At 74.3% G+C, this 17,170-nt stretch carries 20 protein-coding genes; 8 read left to right on the top strand and 12 right to left on the bottom strand.

All coding sequences use genetic code 11. From position 1 onward, the window contains the following. Positions 1 to 13: 13 nt before the first annotated feature. Positions 14 to 832: a DUF3097 domain-containing protein gene (locus FFT21_RS00720; RefSeq protein WP_225978001.1), complete on the bottom strand. Its 819-nt coding sequence runs from the start codon at positions 830 to 832 to the stop codon at positions 14 to 16. Positions 833 to 956: 124 nt separating this feature from the next. Between FFT21_RS00720 and FFT21_RS00715 the strand changes: the two genes are divergently transcribed. Both FFT21_RS00715 and FFT21_RS00710 read left to right on the top strand, forming a co-directional pair. Then, positions 957 to 1,292: an ArsR/SmtB family transcription factor gene (locus tag FFT21_RS00715; protein WP_137811732.1), complete on the top strand. Its 336-nt coding sequence runs from the start codon at positions 957 to 959 to the stop codon at positions 1,290 to 1,292. Continuing rightward, the gene (locus FFT21_RS00710) at positions 1,289 to 1,786 is read left to right on the top strand and encodes an SRPBCC family protein (protein WP_137811731.1); all 498 of its coding nucleotides are present in this window, start codon (positions 1,289 to 1,291) and stop codon (positions 1,784 to 1,786) included. Before FFT21_RS00715 ends, FFT21_RS00710 begins: the two co-directional genes overlap by 4 nt. Positions 1,787 to 1,801: 15 nt before the next feature. On the opposite strand, the gene FFT21_RS00705 is transcribed toward FFT21_RS00710, so the two are convergent. Next, positions 1,802 to 2,164 (bottom strand): YybH family protein, encoded by a 363-nt coding sequence (locus tag FFT21_RS00705; RefSeq protein WP_137811730.1) that lies wholly within the window; start codon positions 2,162 to 2,164, stop codon positions 1,802 to 1,804. A gap of 455 nt (positions 2,165 to 2,619) precedes the next feature. Between FFT21_RS00705 and FFT21_RS30465 the strand changes: the two genes are divergently transcribed. Together FFT21_RS30465 and FFT21_RS00695 are read left to right on the top strand one after the other, a co-directional pair. Continuing rightward, positions 2,620 to 4,140 (top strand): GGDEF domain-containing protein, encoded by a 1,521-nt coding sequence (locus tag FFT21_RS30465; protein ID WP_137811729.1) that lies wholly within the window; start codon positions 2,620 to 2,622, stop codon positions 4,138 to 4,140. 10 nt (positions 4,141 to 4,150) lie between these two features. After that, positions 4,151 to 4,603, top strand: a complete 453-nt coding sequence (locus FFT21_RS00695; RefSeq protein WP_137811728.1) for a cupin domain-containing protein — start codon at positions 4,151 to 4,153, stop codon at positions 4,601 to 4,603. 81 nt (positions 4,604 to 4,684) lie between these two features. Here FFT21_RS00695 and FFT21_RS00690 read toward each other — a convergent pair whose 3' ends face one another. Both FFT21_RS00690 and FFT21_RS00685 read right to left on the bottom strand, forming a co-directional pair. After that, positions 4,685 to 5,203, bottom strand: coding sequence for an acyl-CoA-like ligand-binding transcription factor (locus FFT21_RS00690; protein WP_137811727.1), 519 nt, complete (start codon positions 5,201 to 5,203; stop codon positions 4,685 to 4,687). A 210-nt stretch (positions 5,204 to 5,413) separates the two neighbouring features. After that, positions 5,414 to 5,857, bottom strand: coding sequence for an SRPBCC family protein (locus FFT21_RS00685; RefSeq protein ID WP_137811726.1), 444 nt, complete (start codon positions 5,855 to 5,857; stop codon positions 5,414 to 5,416). A gap of 76 nt (positions 5,858 to 5,933) precedes the next feature. On the opposite strand from FFT21_RS00685, the gene fxlM reads away from it, so the two are divergent. Beyond that, the gene (gene fxlM / locus FFT21_RS00680; protein WP_192909321.1) at positions 5,934 to 7,151 is read left to right on the top strand and encodes a methyltransferase, FxLD system; all 1,218 of its coding nucleotides are present in this window, start codon (positions 5,934 to 5,936) and stop codon (positions 7,149 to 7,151) included. Between the two features lie 541 nt (positions 7,152 to 7,692). Here fxlM and FFT21_RS00675 read toward each other — a convergent pair. From FFT21_RS00675 to FFT21_RS00665, 3 genes are all read right to left on the bottom strand, one after another. Continuing rightward, on the bottom strand, positions 7,693 to 8,661 hold the full coding sequence (locus FFT21_RS00675; RefSeq protein ID WP_137811724.1) for an MBL fold metallo-hydrolase: 969 nt from the start codon (positions 8,659 to 8,661) through the stop codon (positions 7,693 to 7,695). Positions 8,662 to 8,727: 66 nt separating this feature from the next. Beyond that, positions 8,728 to 9,522, bottom strand: coding sequence for an SCO1664 family protein (locus tag FFT21_RS00670; protein WP_137811960.1), 795 nt, complete (start codon positions 9,520 to 9,522; stop codon positions 8,728 to 8,730). Between the two features lie 11 nt (positions 9,523 to 9,533). After that, positions 9,534 to 10,100: a DUF3090 domain-containing protein gene (locus FFT21_RS00665; protein WP_137811723.1), complete on the bottom strand. Its 567-nt coding sequence runs from the start codon at positions 10,098 to 10,100 to the stop codon at positions 9,534 to 9,536. A 212-nt stretch (positions 10,101 to 10,312) separates the two neighbouring features. On the opposite strand from FFT21_RS00665, the gene FFT21_RS00660 reads away from it, so the two are divergent. The 3 genes from FFT21_RS00660 (at position 10,313) to FFT21_RS00650 (ending at position 13,019) form a co-directional block, all read left to right on the top strand. Then, the gene (locus tag FFT21_RS00660; protein WP_225978000.1) at positions 10,313 to 11,248 is read left to right on the top strand and encodes a S66 peptidase family protein; all 936 of its coding nucleotides are present in this window, start codon (positions 10,313 to 10,315) and stop codon (positions 11,246 to 11,248) included. A gap of 241 nt (positions 11,249 to 11,489) precedes the next feature. After that, a complete protein-coding gene (locus tag FFT21_RS00655; protein ID WP_137811722.1) occupies positions 11,490 to 11,969 on the top strand; it encodes a helix-turn-helix transcriptional regulator in 480 nt (159 codons plus the stop codon). Positions 11,970 to 12,113: 144 nt separating this feature from the next. Further along, complete coding sequence (locus tag FFT21_RS00650; RefSeq protein ID WP_137811721.1) at positions 12,114 to 13,019, top strand: serine/threonine-protein kinase; 906 nt, start codon at positions 12,114 to 12,116, stop codon at positions 13,017 to 13,019. Between the two features lie 15 nt (positions 13,020 to 13,034). On the opposite strand, the gene FFT21_RS00645 is transcribed toward FFT21_RS00650, so the two are convergent. Genes FFT21_RS00645 through FFT21_RS00625 form a run of 5 tightly spaced genes read right to left on the bottom strand, consistent with a single transcriptional unit; the run spans position 13,035 to position 17,169 of the window. Continuing rightward, positions 13,035 to 13,277 (bottom strand): hypothetical protein, encoded by a 243-nt coding sequence (locus FFT21_RS00645; protein ID WP_137811720.1) that lies wholly within the window; start codon positions 13,275 to 13,277, stop codon positions 13,035 to 13,037. A gap of 13 nt (positions 13,278 to 13,290) precedes the next feature. Beyond that, positions 13,291 to 14,259: an ABC transporter ATP-binding protein gene (locus tag FFT21_RS30890; protein WP_443093351.1), complete on the bottom strand. Its 969-nt coding sequence runs from the start codon at positions 14,257 to 14,259 to the stop codon at positions 13,291 to 13,293. Further along, complete coding sequence (locus FFT21_RS30885; protein WP_137811718.1) at positions 14,256 to 15,242, bottom strand: ABC transporter ATP-binding protein; 987 nt, start codon at positions 15,240 to 15,242, stop codon at positions 14,256 to 14,258. Before FFT21_RS30885 ends, FFT21_RS30890 begins: the two co-directional genes overlap by 4 nt. Beyond that, the gene (locus FFT21_RS00630) at positions 15,242 to 16,132 is read right to left on the bottom strand and encodes an ABC transporter permease (protein ID WP_137811717.1); all 891 of its coding nucleotides are present in this window, start codon (positions 16,130 to 16,132) and stop codon (positions 15,242 to 15,244) included. Before FFT21_RS00630 ends, FFT21_RS30885 begins: the two co-directional genes overlap by 1 nt. Further along, on the bottom strand, positions 16,129 to 17,169 hold the full coding sequence (locus FFT21_RS00625; RefSeq protein ID WP_137811958.1) for an ABC transporter permease: 1,041 nt from the start codon (positions 17,167 to 17,169) through the stop codon (positions 16,129 to 16,131). Before FFT21_RS00625 ends, FFT21_RS00630 begins: the two co-directional genes overlap by 4 nt. Position 17,170: the final 1 nt, after the last annotated feature.

Below are 17,170 nucleotides of genomic sequence, written 5' to 3'. Positions count from 1 at the left end.
GGCGACGCGACCGTCACGATTCCGGCGCAGCCGTGACGAAATCGATCAGCCGCTCCACCGCGCCGACCAGCGACGTTTCCACGTCCCAGAAACTGCGCACCCCGGCGAGCACGCGGCGCCACCCGTCGGCGGGCTCACCCCAGCCCAGCGCCGCGCACACCCCCTCCTTCCACGGCACGCCCCTGGGCACCTCCGGCCAGGCCCGGATGCCCACCGACGCCGGTTTCACCGCCTGCCACACGTCCACGTAGGGATGCCCGGTGACCAGGACGTGGTCGTCCCGGACCGCGTCGACCAGGCGGGACTCCTTGCTGCCCGGCACGAGATGGTCGACCAGCACGCCCAGCCGTCGGGTCGGCCCGGTGCCGAACGCGGCGATCCGCTCGGCCAGCACGTCCACCCCGTCCAGCGGCTCCACCACCACGCCCTCCACCCGCAGGTCGTGCCCCCAGATCCGCTCCACCAGCTCGGCGTCGTGCAGGCCCTCAACCCAGATCCGGCTGTCCCGCGCGGTGCGGGCGCGCCGCGCGTCCACCCGGACGGATCCGGACGCCGAGCGGCGGGGCGCCGGTCGGGCCGCCGGCGTCTGCGGCCGGACCAGGGTCACCGGCCGGCCCTCCAGCAGGAACGCGGCCGGGCGTAGCGGGAACAGCCGCTGCCGGCCGTGCCGGTCCTCCAGCACCACGCTGTCCCGCTCCACGCGCAGCACGGCACCGCAGAAACCGGACTGCGGATCCTCCACCACCAGGCCCGCCTCCGCCGGCACCTCCGGAACCGTCCGCCGCCGCTTCGGGCCGGCGAGCACGTCCCGGCCGTAGTCATGGGCACGCACGGCCAGCGAAGGTAGCCGCCACCGCGGTGGGTGACCCGGAGGCACGCCGTGCCGCCCCCGACGTCCCGAGCCGCCCACTGTACATTCGTTGACGCGTATATATGCCATTACCAATAATTGCGGGATGGATGTCTTCACGGCGGTGGCCGAGCCCAGCCGGCGGACCCTGCTCGACCTGCTCGCCGACGGCGAACGCTCCGCCGGTGAACTCGTCGCCAGCCTGCCCGCGCTCACCCAGCCGGCCGTCTCGCGGCACCTGCGCATCCTCCGGGAGGCCGGCCTGGTCGAGGTGCGGCCGGACGGGCAGCGGCGCATCTACACGCTCCGCCCGGAAGGCCTCGCCGAGTTGGACGACTGGCTGGCCCGCTACCGCCGCTACTGGACCCGCCACCTCGACTCGCTGGAGCGGCACCTCGCCGACACCCGAACACCCACAGCCGAGAGGACCGACCAATCGTGACCACGCCGACGCCCAAGGGCACCGTCACCATCGACGGCGACCGCGCCACGCTGAGCTTCACCCGGCGCCTGCCGCACCCGATCGACGCCGTCTGGGCGGCCATCACCGAGCCCGAGCAGCGCGCCGCATGGTTCGGCCGCACCACCATCGACCCGCGCGAGGGCGGCACGATCGAGATGGATCCGGACGACCCGCCCGCCGCGCCGGCCCGCAAGCACATGACCGGGCGCATCCTCGCCTGGGACCCGCCGCACGTCTTCGAACACGAGTGGCGGCAGCCGATCGTCGAGGACAGCGTGGTGCGCTACGAGTTGGTCGCCGACGGCGACGAGACCATCCTGACCTTCACCCACCGTGGACTCGGCATGCGCAACGCGGGCGGCTTCGTCCCCGGCACGCATGCCTACCTGGACCGGCTGCAGGCGCACCTGGCCGGGGGCGCCCTCCCCGACTGGTCGCGGCGCTACGCCGAGGTGCAGCCCGCCTACACCTGATCGCCGCCGGCGGCATCAGTCGCCGAGCACGTTGGGCTGGTCGATGATCCACAGCCAGGTGCCGTCCGGCTGACGGCGGGCCACCTCGGTCGTCGCCCCGCCCGGGATGCGGGTCGAGGTCAGCGCCAGGTCGCCATGGCACAGCGCCGGCCGCTGCGCCACCGGTGTGAACGTGGGCCGGTCCGCGAGAAGCCTCCGGTACACCTCGCGGATCGCCTCCGTGCCGGTCGCCACCGCACCGTCGGGCAGGGCCAGCACCGCGTCCGACTCGTACAGCGCGACCAGGCCCTCCACATCGCCGGCGTTGGCCCGCGCCACGAAGAACCGGCCCAGGTCCTCCGGCTGGGCCGCCCGCTCCCGCCACCGCTCGCCGCTCATACCGCCTCCTTCTCTGCGCGGGTTCGCGCGCCCGCGATCCCGCCGGCACGGTCCGGCCCCGCCACCCCCGGTCGCGGGCCTGACGGCAGGGCGCGGCGTGACACGCCCCGGGTGGCCTCCCCTGCCGGCCCACCGCGCAGGGCCCGTACCGGAGTCCCGCAGAGCATCGCGCACACCCCCGACAGTCCCGGCGCCCGCGACACAGCCCGAGCCGCCGGCGCCGTGCCCGGTGGCCCGGAGATGCCGACCTGACGGTTTCCGTTCGCTGACCCCGACCCGCCCGCCGCGCCCGAGCGGGACGCGGTGGCCTGCGGGTTGAACGGCGACAACCGAGGACGGGCCGCCGCGCGGCACGGCACGTCGGGCCGGTGTGGAATCCTCGGAACAAGGTCAACTTGGTCGACGAGGGGAAGTGCCCGGGCGGTGTCGTGAACGCGGACAGGAACGGACCCACCATGTCGCGCCGGCGGTTCCGGGTCGTCGCCAGCGCGAGCTCCGCGCTCCTGGTCACCGAGATCGCCGTCGCCTCCGGCGGGACGCTGGACTGGCCCGCCGCCATCGAACTGGACAAGGAATGGGAGATGGCCGCCGCGGTCGCTGCGGTGGCCGCGTGGGTGTGGTCGGCGCGCCGCAGCCGCGGTGTCGAACGTCGCTGGCGGTGGTGGATGGCCGCCGCGGCCACCAGCTTCGCCGTGGGGCTCGCCGCGTGGAGCTGGGGACAGGTCGTCGCCGGGGTACCGCTGCCCACGTCCACCCTGGGACCGGCCGGGTTCCTGCTCACGCCGCTGCTGGCCGCGCTCGCGGTGTCGCTGCGGGCGCTGGCGCGGGACGGCGAGCACCCACGCCCCGACGCCGGGCGCCGCGACCGGCTGGCCCGCGCGCTCGACCTGGTGATCGTCGTCGGCTCCCTGGTGATCTTCGCCTCGGTCACCACCGGCGAGCAGATCGCGCGCGGCTGGGCCCGATCGGAGTCGGTCATCGCGATCCTGCTCGCCCACCCCCTGCTGTACCTGCTGCTCCTGGCCGTTGTCGTGGCGTTGACCCGGGCACGCCAGGCGATGCAGCAGTGGTCGACGCTGCTGCTCGCCCTCGCCTGCGTCGCCTACATCGCCTCGAGCACGCTGTTCGCGCACTTCGTCGACCAGGGAACGGTGCGCTTCCCGCCCTGGATCGAAGCCGGCTTCATGGCGTTTCCGGTGCTGTTCGGCCTCGCCGCACTCGCCCCCGTCCGGGACGTGGCGCGGACGCCGGACGACGGCGCGTTCGGTGCGGGCGACGTCATCCACTTCGCCGTCCCCTACATCCCCATGGTCGCCACCGGGCTGTTCCTCGGGGTGGGCGTCGCGACCGGGCTGCGCCTGCAACGCACGATCGCCGGCATTTCGGTCACCCTGGTGCTGCTGGTGATCGTCCGGCAGGTCACCGCGCTGGTCGACAACGGCCGGCTGCTCCGCGAGGTCCAGCACCGCGCCCTGCACGATCCGCTGACCGGTCTGGCCAACCGCACCCTGTTCCTGGATCGGCTGCGGCGGGCCCTGTCGCGACGCGAGCCCGGCAGCCCGCCGCTGCTGCTGCTGTTCTGCGACGTCGACGACTTCAAGAGGGTCAACGACACGCTGGGGCACGCGGCCGGGGACGCGCTGCTGCGCGCGCTGGCCGGCCGGCTGCGCGGCTGCGTCGGTACCGGCGGCACGATCGCCCGGCTGGGCGGCGACGAGTTCGCCGTGCTGCTGCCGCACGGCGACGACCCGCCGCGGGAACTCGGCCAGCGGCTGCTCGAGGCGCTGCGGGCGCCCTACGCCCTCAACGGCCAGACCTGCGTGGTCACCGTGAGCGTCGGCGTGTCCTCGCTCGAGCCGGGAGAACCGGAGGTCAGTCTTGACGAGCTGCTCACCCAGGCCGACCGCGCCATGTACGCGGCCAAGAACAGCGGCAAGAACACCGTCAGCTACCACGTCGGCAGCCCGCTCGGATGAGAGGAACACGATGCCCAACCAGGCCACCGTGCAGGACATCATCGACGACCTCCGGCTGGAGCCACTGGCCGTGTGCAACGGGTACTTCCGGGAAACCTGGCGGGACGAGCACGCCACGGTGATCTACTGGCTGCTGCCCGAGTCGCACCGTGCCGCCCTGCACGCCGCGGCGCACCCCGAGGTGTTCACCTACCACTCCGGCTCGCCGCTGCGGATCACGCTGCTGCACCCCGAGGGCCGGGTGGAGGAGGTGTTCCTCGGTCCCGACCTGGAGGCCGGGCACCGGCCGCACATCGTCGTGCCCGCCGGTGTCTGGCAGGCCGCGCACACCACCGGCGACCACACGCTGAGCAGTGTGATCGTCGCGCCCCCCTTCACCCCGGACATCGTCACCCTCGCCGACGCCGATGCGCTGAGCGCGCGCTACCCGGAGCACGCCGACACGATCCGGGCGCTGTGCTGACCGCTGACCCCCCGCGGTGGTCTCGCCGCGCGTGTGCCGGTGGGCCCGCGCTCGCCGCCGCGGCCGGCGTGACCGACCGGGTCAGAGCGGGAATCCGGCCTCCATCCGCGCGAGGGCGGCATCGACCAACCCGACGAGATCGGCGTCCGGGTCCTCCAGCGCGGGGAGCAGAGCGGCCAGCATGGCGCCGATCAGAGCGCCGCTGAAGGTGCGCACGGCGAAGTCGTCCGGGTCGCGGCCCAGCCGCTCGGCGAGCGCGCCGGTGAGCATCGCGGTCGTGCGGGTCACCTCGTCCAGCATCGCGGAACGCAACTCGGGCACGGAGATCACCAGCCGGTAGCGCTCCCGCTCCTGCTCCCACTGGTCGCTGGCCAACTGCTCGAAGGTGGTCCGGACGGCCACCCGGATGGCCTGGATCGGCGCGAGGTCGGCGGGCTGGTCCCGCAGGGCGGCCAGCAGGATCGGGTCGACGTCGTCGGCCAGGACCACGTCCTCCTTGGTCGGGAAATAGCGGAAGAACGTGCTGGGCGAGACCTCCGCCGCCTCGGCGATCTGCTCCACGGTGGTCGCCGCGTAGCCCTGCTCGCGAAACAGCCGCATGGCGTGTTCCCGGATCGCCGCGCGCGTTTTGGCCTTCTTCCGCTCCCTCAGGCCAACCGCCGGCCGACCAGCCTCAGCCAACCGCGTCACACTCCGATTCCGTTCGCCCCGCTCCGCTCGTGCCCGCGGGGACGCCGCATCTGACGGTCGTCATTCGACGGCAGGTCTCAGGAGATGCTATCGGCCGCGGCGGCGCACCCGCGGTATCCGCTACGAGGTGACCAGTCGTGGCTGGACGCGCCTCCCGTGGCCGGTCAGCCAAGCCGCTCGGCGTAGCGGCGGCGCAACCGCTCGGTCCGCTCCGCCGGCCACGGGCTCGCCGGACTCGGTGAGCGCGGCCCAGACCCGCTGCGGCGGCTGCACCAGGTCGCGTTCGAACCACAGCAGAAAGCCCTCGGGATCCTCGCGCGCCTCGCCCTCGCCGAGGCCGAACGCCTCGACGTAGCGCTCGGCCGTGGCCAGGAACCACGCGGGCGGCATCGGCTGCTTCTCCCGGCCGTCCAGGCGCGTGGCCAGCCAGCCGAGGCAGGCGTCCCAGCCGGTGGCCTGCCGCGCCGCCGAGGGCAGGTCACCCCAGGTGCCGGCGTCGCTGAGGGTGTGGGTGAAGACCAGCAGGCAGCCCGAGCCGTCCGGGACGAGTTGGGCAAGGGTCACCGCTCCTGCCGTCGCGGTGCGCGGTGGCAGCCGGGATCGGGTTGGGTACGGCGGCCGCCGCTGGGAGGATCGGGCGGTGGCCGATGCGCTGCTCGCCTTACGCGAGAACCTGGTGGCCCAGGTGCGCGCCCGCGGCGGCGTGCGCGACGACCGCGTGGCCGACGCGCTGCTCGCGGTGCCACGGCACCACTTCCTGCCCGATCTGCCGCCCGAGGCGGCCTACCGGGACGAGGCGATCGTGACCAAGCGCGACGCCGCCGGAGCGCCGATCAGCTCCTCCTCGCAGCCCACCATGATGGCGATCATGCTCGAGCAACTCGGCCTGGAAGCGGGCCAGCGGGTGCTCGAGATCGGCGCGGGCACCGGCTACAACGCCGCGCTCATCGCCCACCTTGTCGGCACCGGCGGCGCCGTGGTCAGCGTGGACATCGACGAGGACCTGGTCGACACGGCGCGGGCGAACCTGGCCCGCGCCGGCCGCCCCGAGGTTCGGGTGGTCCGCGCGGACGGCGCCGCCGGCTTCCCCAGTGCCGCGCCATACGACCGGGTGATCGCCACGGTCGGCGTGTGGGACCTCGCCCCGGCCTGGCGGCACCAGCTCGCGCGGACCGGGCGCATCGTGGTGCCGCTCGACCTCGGCGGTCCGGACCGCTCGGTGGCCTTCGAGCGGGCCGGCGGGCACTGGGTCAGCCGGTCGGTGCTGCCGTGCGGGTTCATGAGCATGCGCGGCGCCCTGGCCGGGCCGCAACGGACCCTGGCGATCGGCGGCGACCTGTCGATCACGGTCGCGGACGGGCGGGAGCTGCCCGCCGCACCGCTGGCGGCCGCGTTGCGCGGCGCCGCGGCGGCACATCCCACCGGCGTGGTGGCCGGCGCTCAGGAACTCTTCGAGGGGCTGGGCCTGTGGCTGGCCGTGCACGAACCCCGCCGGTGCGCGCTGTCGGAGGCCGCGTCCGCGACGGCACCGCGCCTGGCCGGGGCGCCGCTGGCGATCCAGGACCGGCGGGTCACCGCGGGCGTCGTCGACGGCGGCAGCATCGCCGCGCTCCTCGGCCGCGCCGAGCGGGGCGGATCGTCCGTGCTGGCGGCGTGCGGCTACGGGCCGCGCGGCGGCGAACTCGCCGCCGACCTGGCCGGCCACGTGCGCGACTGGCATGCCGCCGGCCGGCCCGGCGGCGGGCCCATGCGCATCGACGCCTATCCCGGCTCCGCCGGCGACCGCGCGGCCGGCGGCGGAGGATTGATCATCGACCGGCCACACACCCGTTTCGTGCTGTCCTGGCCGGGCGGCTGACCGTGCTACCCGCACCACCACGGGAACCCGTTGCCGCCGATCGGAGATAGCTTTGCGCCCATGCACCCCTACGTGGTCGTGGACGTCTTCACCGGCACCCCGCTGCGGGGCAACCAGCTCGCCGTGTTCACCGCCGCCGAGCGGCTACCCGGCGACCGCCGCGCTGCCCGTGATCGGCTACCGCAACGGCCCGCGGCACGTCTACGTGGCGCGGGCGGACGAGGCCGCGGTCGCCGCGCTCGACCCGGACCTCGCCGCGCTGGCCAGGCACCCCGGCGTCGGGGTCAACTGCTTCGCCGGTTCCGGGACCCGCTGGAAGACGCGGGGCAGCCGTGATCGTCGCCCGCGGCGAGCTACTGCGGACCTGACCGGCGTTCTGGCCCCCCGGCGCGTTCTACCGCCGGGACGAGGACGCGATCGCGGCGCTCGCTCGCCGGATCGCCAGAGGAGCTGAGATCGAGCCGCGGCCGGCGCCGGCACGGCTCGGCGACGCCATGGTGGAGATCACCGCCGTGGCCGGCCGGTCGGAGCGGTGACGGGGCTAGGCGGCGCCCGGCTCCAGCGTCCTGGTCTCCCCCACGGCCAGGTCCCACAGGTCGGCCCGGTCCCGCCCGGCCTTGGCCCACGCCTTGCGGACCCGCTCCAGCGGTTCGATCACCGGTTCCCGGGTGAGCACGAACGTGCCCCAGTGCATGGTGGCCAGCCGGCGCGCGCCGAGATCCGCACACGCCTGCACTGCCTCGTCCGGGTCCATGTGCACCGGTTTCATGAACCAGCGGGGCGCGTAGGCGCCGATCGGCAGCATGGCCACGTCGATGCCCGGGTAGCGCTCGCCGATCCCGCCGAACCAGTGCCCGTAGCCGGTGTCCCCGGCGTGATAAAGGCGGGTGCCGTCGCCAGCGGTGATCACCCAGCCGCCCCACAGGCTGCGGCAGGTGTCGAACAGGGTGCGCCGGCTCCAGTGGTGCGCGGGCACGAAGTCGAACCGCAGCCCGGCCACCTCGACACCTTCCCACCAGTCCAGCTCGGTGACCGCGGTGAACCCGCGGCGGGTGAACCAGGCGCCCAACCCGGCCGGCACCAGCATCGGCGTACCGCGCGGCAGCCGGCGGATCGTCGGCGCGTCCAGATGGTCGTAATGGTTGTGGCTGATCAGCACGGCATCCACGGTGGGCAGCTCGGACCAGGCCACCCCGGGCGGGGTGAGCCGGCCCGGCACACCCGGGATCTTCGCCGACCACACCGGATCGGTGAGCACGCAGGTACCGCCGACGCGCAGCACGTAGCTGGCGTGCCCGGCCCAGGTCAGCGCCGTCACCCCGGTCGGAACCGGGGCCAGGCCGGTACGCAGCACCGGGATCCGGTCGGCCTCGGCGGTGGAGCCGCGGAACCCGCCCTCGCGGAGGATCCGGACGATCTCGGGCAGCCCCGGCAGCGGCGCGGTGAGCCGGTCGGCGAACGAACGGGGCCACTGCCGCGCGCCGGGCGCCCCGGAGGCGATGCTGGTCATGGGACCCAGCCTGCCACGCCCAAGCTGAGAACCCGTTCCGTCGCGGCGGTTCGGCGGCGGGCCGGCCTACAGCGCCGGCCAGGGGATGGCCGGCCAGTCGCCGTTCGGCTCGGGGTACACCCCGGCAGCCAGCAGCCGGTCGATGCGATCGGCCAGCGCCCGCAACTCCCGGCGGGTCAGGTGCTCGGACAGCCGCTTGCCGTCCGCGCCGTCGAGCCTCTCGCGTAGCCGGCGCAGCCCGGCGACGGCGTCCTCCGGCAGCGGCTCACCCAGCCAGCCCCACAGCACGGTGCGCAGCTTGTCCTCGGCGTGCAGGCAGATGCCGTGGTCGACGCCGTACACGCCGCCGTCGGTGGCGTGCAACACGTGGCCGCCCTTGCGGTCGGCGTTGTTGACCACCGCGTCGAACGCGGCGAGCAGCCGCATCCTCGGGTGGTCGGCGTGCACCAGCAGCGCCGGGGAGCCGAACCGGTCGTGTGCCCGCAGCACCTGCCGCCACCCGTCCGGCACCTCCTCCGGCGCGCGCACGTCGACGAGTTCGTCGCCCTCCTTGGCGTCCACCCAGATCTGCACCATGCCCGGTCCGAACGGCCCGGGGCGCAGCACGGTCGCCGGAACCAGATGGAAACCCGCCGCCTCGGAGATCAGGTAGGTGGCCACCTCGCGTCCGGCCAGGGTGCCGTCCGGAAAGTCCCACAGCGGCCGCTCGCCGCGCACCGGTTTGTAGACGCACTCCGCCGCCACGCCGTCCAGGGTGATGTCACAGAACAGCGTGGTGTTCGACGCGTCCACCAACCGGCCACGCACCTCGATCCGGCCGCGGGTGAGCAGGTCGCGCGTGGCCGCGTCGGCGGGCCCCATGTCGCCGTCGTTCACCCTTCGATGGTGCGCCGATACCCGTTCTGCCGGGGGCAGATATGGCCATCGGGATCGAGTGGCTCGCCGCACAGCGGGCAGAGCTTGCGGCCGGCGCGGACGACACGTTCGGCCCGCTCGGCGAAGGCGCGCGCCTCCAACGGGGAGAGGAACACCCGCACCGCGTCCGGCCCCTCCTCGGTGTCGTCGAGGACGACGGCCTCGTCGACCTCCTCCTCGGTGACCGCGAGCAACTCGATCACGACGGCCCGGCTTTCGGCGTCCCAGCCCAGGCCCATCGTGCCGACCCGGAATTCCTCGTCGACCGGGGTCTCCAGCGGTCCGGTGTCGATGAGATCGTCCGGCACCGTGTCGGGCACCTCGGCCCCGAACCGGCGCTGGACCTCCTCCAGCAGCGTTCCTATCCGTTCCGACAGCACCGAGACCTGCTGCTTCTCCAGCAGCACGCTGATGGTCCTGCTGTCGTCGGTGGCCTGGAGGTAGAAGGTGCGTTCGCCCGGGTCCCCGACCGTGCCGGCAACGAAGCGGTCGGGGTGGCGGAAGACGTGGATGACACGAGCCATGACACCACCGACCCTAGGCCACGACCTTGGGCAGAGCAGCCCGGTCCCCCCGTTTCGCCGCCCGCGAACGCTGGCCAGCGATGATCGTCCGCGAGACCGGTTCGATCACCGTCGAGTCCACCGTGGACAAGGGCAGGCCGGCGGTCGTGGCGCGCAGCGCCGGTGGATAGGGTCGTGGCGTGGGGAGGAGCGCGCCACCTGAGGATGCGGGGGTGCCGGCGAGCCCGGTGGAGCGGCTCCGGCCGCGCCGGCTGCGCCGCGGCGACCGGGTCGCGGTGGTCGCCCCGGCCGGGCCGGTGCCCCGGGATCAGCTTGCCCAGGGGGTGGCGGTGCTGCGGTCCTGGGGGCTGCAGGTGGACGTCGCGCCGCACGTCCTGGACGGCCACCCAGACCTCCCCTACCTCGCCGCCCCCGACCTGGACCGGGCTCGCGACCTGCAGCACGCCTGGTGCGATCCGGACGTGCACGCCGTGCTGTGCGCCCGCGGCGGCTACGGCTGCCTGCGCCTGCTGGACCTGCTGGACTGGCCGGCCATGGCCGCGGCACGGCCGAAGATCTTCGCCGGGTCCAGCGACGTCACCGCGCTGCACGAGGCCATGGGCCGCCATCTGGGCGTCGTCACGCTGTTCTCCCCGATGATCGCCGGCCCGTCCTTCGCCGACCCGCATGCCAGGGAACATCTTCGGCGCACGCTGTTCGAACCCGAGTCGGTGCGGGTGCTCACCCGGCCGGGTGCCGGACCGCTGGTCGCCGGGCGGGCACGCGGTGTGACCACGGGCGGCAACGCCAGCCTGCTCGTGGCCGGGTTGGGCGCCTGGGACGCGGCCGCGCCGCCGCCGGGAGCGGTCGTGCTGCTGGAGGACGTGGCCGAGGCGCCGTACCGGCTGGACCGGATGCTCACCCAACTGCGCCGCGCCGGCTGGTTCGCCGACGCCGCCGGGATCGCGCTCGGCTCCTGGACCGGCTGCGGCGAGTCCGAGGCGGTGCGCGCCGTGCTCGCCGACCGGCTCGGCGACCTCGGCGTCCCGGTGATCTGGGAACTCGGGTTCGGTCACCGTGACGCGCCGTTGACCGTGCCGTTGGGCGTGCTCACCGAACTGGACGCCGACGCGGGCACACTCACCGTGCTGGACCCCGCACTGTGTTAGCCGCTGCGTGAGCCACCGGCACGGCGTTCACCTGTTCCGGGCATTCACACGCCCAAACGGGGGTGTCACGTTAGGTGTGGGTACTGCCAGGGGACCCGGGCGGCTGAACCTGTGGCGCTACTGGGTGGGGAGGCGGCCATGCGGATGCTGGCTAGCGCGCTCCGCTGGCAGCACCGAGCGCCGCGACCACGGCCACCGAGGACCCCGAGTTCCATCGTCGTCTTGCCCGGGGGGCCACGGTATGCGTGATTGCGAACCACGAAACTTCCTCCAGGCGTGCCTGCTGCTGCTGCTGCAGGAACGCCCGGACCACGGTTACGAACTGACCGAACGACTCAAGTCGGTCTCCGACGCCGACAGCGACTCCAGCGGGGTGTACCGCGCGCTGCGCGGCCTCGAACAGCGCGGCATGGTGCGCTCGTCCTGGTCGACTTCCTCCGCCGGGCCCGCCCGGCGTACCTACGAACTCACCCCGGCGGGTGCCGCCGCGCTCGGCCGGCACGCGCGGTCGCTGAAGGCCACCAGAGATGTCCTGGACGGCTTCCTCGTCCGCTATGAGCGTTCGTCCGACTCGATGGAGTCGGCATCGTCGGCACCACCAGGTGCCGTCGACGGGCGCGGGGAGCGGGAGCGCCCCGGACAGGTCGGTGCGCTCGACTCGGCCGGGTTGTCCGCATGGCCCGTGCCGGGCAACGGGCTTCGATCGCCCGGAGAGCGATGAGCGGGGGCCACCCGAGGCTCCGGCCGGCCGCGCCCCGCGGGACGCGGCCGGCGCCGGCCACGCGTGGCCGGCGCGGATGACGCGATGACCGTGCCGGCTCGGTGAGCTGCCGGGCCGGTCCACCGGTGACCAGCCGATACCGCCATGACCGACTACTCGTTGGACCCGCCCAAGCCCTACCCGCCCGACCACGAGATCGCCCCGGGCTACCGGGTGGTCGCCCACCTGCGCCGTGGCGCCGACCTGGACGCCTACGACGCGTGGAGCGAGCAGCGGTATGCCCGGTGCTTCGTCAAGACGCCCCGGCCCGACCGGGTCGGTGTCGACGAAGTGTGCCGGCGCCTGCTGCTGGAGGGCCGGCTGCTGCGCGAACTGACCCACCCGCACCTCGTCCGCGGCTACGACCTCGTCCAGCCCGCACCGGGCCAGCCACCCGTCCTTGTCCTGGAGGCGCTGACCGGCACGCACCTCGGTGCCCTGCTGCGGGACCGCCACCGCCGGCTGTCCACATCGGACATCGCGCACCTCGGCCGGCAACTCTGTTCGGCCATCCGGTACCTGCACGACCACGGCTACCTGCATCTGGACCTCAAGCCGAGCAACATCATCGCCGAGGCCGGCCGCGCCAAGGTGATCGATCTCAGCCTGGCCCGCCCGCCGGGCACCTGCCATCCCGGCGTCGGCACCCGCGCTTACCTGGCACCCGAGCAGGCTGAGGGCGACTTCCTGGACACCCCGGCCGACGTGTGGGGCATCGGCCTGGTGCTGTACGAGGCGGCCACCCTCACCCGCCCGTTCGCGGCACCCCGCGGCGCCGGCCCGGAATGGTCCTACTCCGGCGACCCCACGCGCTACCTGCAGCTGTGCCGGGTCGCGCCGTCCGTGCGCGCTCTGCGACGGCTGCCGCGCCCGCTCGCCGAGGCGATCGACGGATGCCTGCAACCGAAACCCGCCGACCGGCCCACCGTGCCGGAGCTGTGGCAGGCATGCACCGCCATCACCGGCGAGGAGGGACCCCGCCCCGGACCACCGGCGTTGCCGGCCCGGTAGAACCGCAGCCGACGCTCAGCACCGGGGGAACCGTGCCGGACCAGGCGCTCGGCACCGTTCTCGGCGCGCTGAACCGGACAGCCGCGCGGAGAAGTCCCGCGGGTCCTGCCGGGCCACCCGCATCAGCCGGAACGCCCGGTCGGCCAGGGCCTGCGCGTTGGCGGGAGCGGTGGCCAGGACGCGTAACGCGGCGAGTACCCCGGCGGACAGCTGCGGGTCGAAGTACGCGGCGTTCCCCTGCTCCACGATGTCGGACATGGGCGGCCTCCAATCACGTTCCGCTGGGCGCCGGCAGCAGATGGCAGGCCGCGCCGCTGGCGCGGCCGCCGGGCAGGACGGCGGGGTCCATCGTGCGGCACCTGTCGGCCACGGCGGCGGCGCGGCCGGTGGCCAGCGCGGGGCAGCGTGGATGGAACCGGCACCCGAGCGGCATCCTGGCCGGGTCGGGCGGCTCGCCGGCCAGCACCGTCGCCGGCCGGTCGGACTCGGGCAGCACGGAAAGCAACGCCTGGGTGTAGGGGTGCCGGGGCGCGGTGAGCACCGCGCCCGCCGGTCCAACCTCGACGATCCGCCCCAGGTACATGACCGCGACCCGGTCGGCGACGTTCCAGGCCAGGCCGAGATCGTGGGTGATCACCAGCGCGGCCAACCCGAGGTGGTCGCGCAGCCGCAGCAGCAGGCCCAGGATCTCGCCGCGTGCGGACGCGTCCAGCGAGGCCACCGGCTCGTCGGCGAGCAGCACGACCGGGCGCAGCGCCACGGCCGCCGCGATCAGTACCCGCTGCCGCTGCCCGCCGGACAGCTCGTGCGGGAGCGCGGCGAGGAACCGCTCCGGCGGCCGTAGGCCCGCCGTGGCCAGCGCCTCGGCCACCAGCACACGCTCGTCACCGGGCACGCGGTGAATGCGCAGGCCCTCGGCGACCGCCTCGTACACGCTGTACCGGGGATTCAGCGCCCCGGCCGGATCCTGCGGCACGAGTTGTACACGGCGCCGGTAGGCGCGCAGGCCCCGGGCGGAGACCGGCAGCGGGTCGCCGTCGAAGAGCACCCGCCCCCGGCTGGGTTGCCGCGCCCCGAGCAGCGCCCCGGCCAGCGTGCTCTTGCCGCACCCCGACTCGCCGACCAGGGCGAGGATCTCGCCGGCGTGCAGGTCAAGGTGCACCCCGTCCACGGCACGCACCACCCCGCCCCGCACCCGGTAGTCGACGGTGAGCCCCTCGGAGCGCAACAGTCCGCTCACCCGTCGGCCCCCGCGAAGTCCCCGGCCATCCGCACGCACGCCACCTCGTGCCCGGGAGCGGCCGGCCGCAGCGCGATGGCGACCTCCGGGCATTCCGGGCCGGCCACCGGGCACCGCGGGTGGAACGGGCAACCCGTGGGCAGCCGGGCCGGGTCCGGAGGATCGCCAGGAAGCCCACGCGGCGCCCGCCGCGACCCCGGGTCACCGACGATCGGGAACGCCGCGGCCAGTGCCACGGTGTAGGGATGCGCGGGCGCCCGGAAGACCCGCTGCGCGGGCCCCTCCTCGACGATCCGCCCCGCGTACATCACGGCCAGCCGGCGGCAGGCGGCGGCCAGCGCGGCCAGCTCGTGGCTGATCATCAGCAGGCCGATACCGCGCTCGGCGACCAGCGCCGACAGCAGCGCCAGCACCTGCGCCCGCACCATCACGTCCAGCGCGGTGGTTGGCTCATCCGCGATCACCAGTCGCGGCTCGCAGGCCAGCGCCATCGCGATCATCACCCGCTGCCGCTGGCCGCCGGACAGCTCGTGCGGGTAGGCCCGCGCCCGCCACGCCGGCAGCCCCACCGCCGCGAGCAACTCGGCCACCCGATCCCGGACCGCGCGGCGCGGCACCGTGCCGTGTAGCCGGATTGGCTCGGCGATCTGCTCGCCCACCCGGCGCACCGGGTTGAGCGCGTGCTGCGCGCCCTGGAACACCATCGACGCCCCGGCCCAGCGCACCGCGCGGAGTCGGCCGAAGGACATCGCCCGCACGTCCTCGCCGTCCAGCAGCACCCGTCCACCGATCTCGGCGGACTTCGGCAGCAGCCGCAACACCGCCAGCGCCAGGGTGGACTTGCCGCAGCCCGACTCCCCGGCCAGCCCGAGGGTCTGCCCGGCCGCCAGGCGCAGGTCCACGCCGCGCACCGCCGGCACGGCACCCCGGGCACTCCGGTAGCGCACCGTGAGATCGCGCAGTTCCAGCAGCGGATCGCCCATCACGGCTCCCGCAGTCGCGGGTTGAGCACGGCCTCCAGCGCTCGGCCGCACAGGGTGAAGGCGAGCACCACCGTGACGATCCCGAGGCCCGGCGGCAACAGGTACCACCACGCGCCCGCGGTGACCGCGCCAGTGTCCAGGGCCGCCTTGAGCATCGACCCCCAGGACACCGCGCCGGGATCACCGAGGCCGAGAAAGGCCAGGGTGGACTCGGCGATCACCGCGCCCGCCACCGCCAGGGTGGTGTTGGCCAGCACCAGCGGCGCGACCGCGGGCAGCACATGCCGGCCGAGCACGTGGCCGTGGCCGCCGCCGAGCAGCCGGGCCCGCTCCACGTAGGGGCGGGCCTCCACGGCCAGGGTCTGCGCGCGCACCAGCCGCGCGGTGGTGGGCCACGAGGTCACCGCGATCGCCACCACGATCGAGGCCAGGCCGCGGCCGAGCACCGTGGCCAGCGCGATGGCCAGCACCAGCGACGGCAGCACCAGGAAGAAGTCGGTCACCCGCAGCAGCACCGCCGCGGTCCAGCCGCCGAAGTGCCCGGCCAGCAGCCCGACGACCGTGCCGATCGCGACCGAGAGCACCGTCGCGGCCAGCCCCGCCAGCAGCGACAGGCGGGTGCCCCACCAGGCCAGCAGCAGCACCGAGCGGCCGCTCTCGTCGGTGCCCAGCCAGAACCGCCAGCTCGGCGGCGCCAACCGGGGACCACCGGCCCGGGTCACGTCCAGCCCGGCCGGGTCGGTGAGCACCGGAGCGAGCGCTGCGAGACCCACCACGACCGCGATGATCACCAACCCGGCCAGGCCGGCGCGGTCGGCGCGGAACGCCGCCCACGCCCGCCCGGCCGCCGCTCGGCGCCGCTGCCACGCGATCGAGCGTGGCGCGGTCACGGCGTGCGCACCCGGGGATCGAGCGCCCGGTACAGCAGCTCGGCGACGAGGTTCATCGCTACGACCGCGCCGGCCAGCACGAGGAAGGTGCCCTGCAGCAGCGGCAGGTCGGGCACCTGCAACGCCTCGTAGGTGAGCAGGCCGAGACCCGGCCAGGAGAACACCGTCTCCACGGTGACCGCCCCGGACACCACCAGCCCCAGGTGCAGGAACACCAGGGTCACCGTGGGCAGCAGCGCGTTGGGCACCGCGTGCCGGCGGCGCACCAGGTCCTCGCGCAGCCCCTTGGCCCGCGCCGTGGTCAGGTAGTCGGCGTGCATCTCCTCGACCAGTGAGGACCGCATCACCAGCAGGTACTGGGCATAGATGACGGCGACCAGGGTCAGGCACGGCAGCACCAGGTGGTGGGCGACGTCCGCGGCGTGCGCCAGCGCGCCCGGCGGCGTGTCCGGTGAGGTCATCCCGCCGGTGGGGAACAGTCCGGGGATCGGGCCGGCGCCGACCGCGAACACCATGAGCACGATCAGGCCCAGCCAGAACGTGGGCACCGACCACAGGGTCACCGCGATCCCGGTGACCGCCCGGTCGAAGCCACTTCCCCGACGCCACGCCGCGCGGGCACCCAACCACAGGCCCAGCACCACGGCGATCACGGTGGCCGTGCCGACCAGCAGCACCGTCGGGCCGAGACGCTCCACGACCAGTGCCGCCACCGGCCGGCTGTACTGGTAGGAGACGCCCAGGTCGCCGTGTGCCAGCCGGCCGAGGTAGGACACGAACTGCTCGAGTAGTGGGCGGTCCAGGCCGAGCCGGGCGCGGAGCTCGGCGAGTTGCTCCGGGCTGACCGGCCGGCCCCGGGTCATGGTCCGCACCGGGTCACCGGGGATCACCCGGAACAGCAGGAAGCCCAGCACCACGACGAGCAGCAGGCTGGCCGCCGCGCCGCCGAGGCGGGCGGCCACGAACCGCATCGTCCCGCCGGCGCGCCGCTCCGCGGCCTCGGCGCGCGGCTCGATCGGGGTGATCGCGTCGGTCATG

Origin of the sequence: Gandjariella thermophila (genome assembly GCF_005405885.1) — a bacterium.
Lineage (GTDB): Bacteria > Actinomycetota > Actinomycetes > Mycobacteriales > Pseudonocardiaceae > Gandjariella > Gandjariella thermophila.
Note: the sequence above shows the minus strand (reverse complement) of the source record. Positions and strands in the feature narration are given on the sequence as shown.

What these genes read in the sequence shown, in the direction of transcription:
- FFT21_RS00715 (WP_137811732.1), top strand. Translation starts at nt 957, where the DNA reads ATGGATGTCTTCACGGCGGTGGCCGAGCCCAGCCGGCGGACCCTGCTC.
- FFT21_RS00705 (WP_137811730.1), bottom strand. Translation starts at nt 2,164, where the DNA reads ATGAGCGGCGAGCGGTGGCGGGAGCGGGCGGCCCAGCCGGAGGACCTG.
- FFT21_RS30465 (WP_137811729.1), top strand. Translation starts at nt 2,620, where the DNA reads ATGTCGCGCCGGCGGTTCCGGGTCGTCGCCAGCGCGAGCTCCGCGCTC.
- FFT21_RS00695 (WP_137811728.1), top strand. Translation starts at nt 4,151, where the DNA reads ATGCCCAACCAGGCCACCGTGCAGGACATCATCGACGACCTCCGGCTG.
- FFT21_RS00690 (WP_137811727.1), bottom strand. Translation starts at nt 5,203, where the DNA reads ATGCGGCTGTTTCGCGAGCAGGGCTACGCGGCGACCACCGTGGAGCAG.
- FFT21_RS00675 (WP_137811724.1), bottom strand. Translation starts at nt 8,661, where the DNA reads ATGACCAGCATCGCCTCCGGGGCGCCCGGCGCGCGGCAGTGGCCCCGT.
- FFT21_RS00670 (WP_137811960.1), bottom strand. Translation starts at nt 9,522, where the DNA reads ATGGGGCCCGCCGACGCGGCCACGCGCGACCTGCTCACCCGCGGCCGG.
- FFT21_RS00665 (WP_137811723.1), bottom strand. Translation starts at nt 10,100, where the DNA reads ATGGCTCGTGTCATCCACGTCTTCCGCCACCCCGACCGCTTCGTTGCC.
- FFT21_RS00655 (WP_137811722.1), top strand. Translation starts at nt 11,490, where the DNA reads ATGCGTGATTGCGAACCACGAAACTTCCTCCAGGCGTGCCTGCTGCTG.
- FFT21_RS00650 (WP_137811721.1), top strand. Translation starts at nt 12,114, where the DNA reads ATGACCGACTACTCGTTGGACCCGCCCAAGCCCTACCCGCCCGACCAC.
- FFT21_RS00645 (WP_137811720.1), bottom strand. Translation starts at nt 13,277, where the DNA reads ATGTCCGACATCGTGGAGCAGGGGAACGCCGCGTACTTCGACCCGCAG.
- FFT21_RS30885 (WP_137811718.1), bottom strand. Translation starts at nt 15,242, where the DNA reads ATGGGCGATCCGCTGCTGGAACTGCGCGATCTCACGGTGCGCTACCGG.
- FFT21_RS00625 (WP_137811958.1), bottom strand. Translation starts at nt 17,169, where the DNA reads ATGACCGACGCGATCACCCCGATCGAGCCGCGCGCCGAGGCCGCGGAG.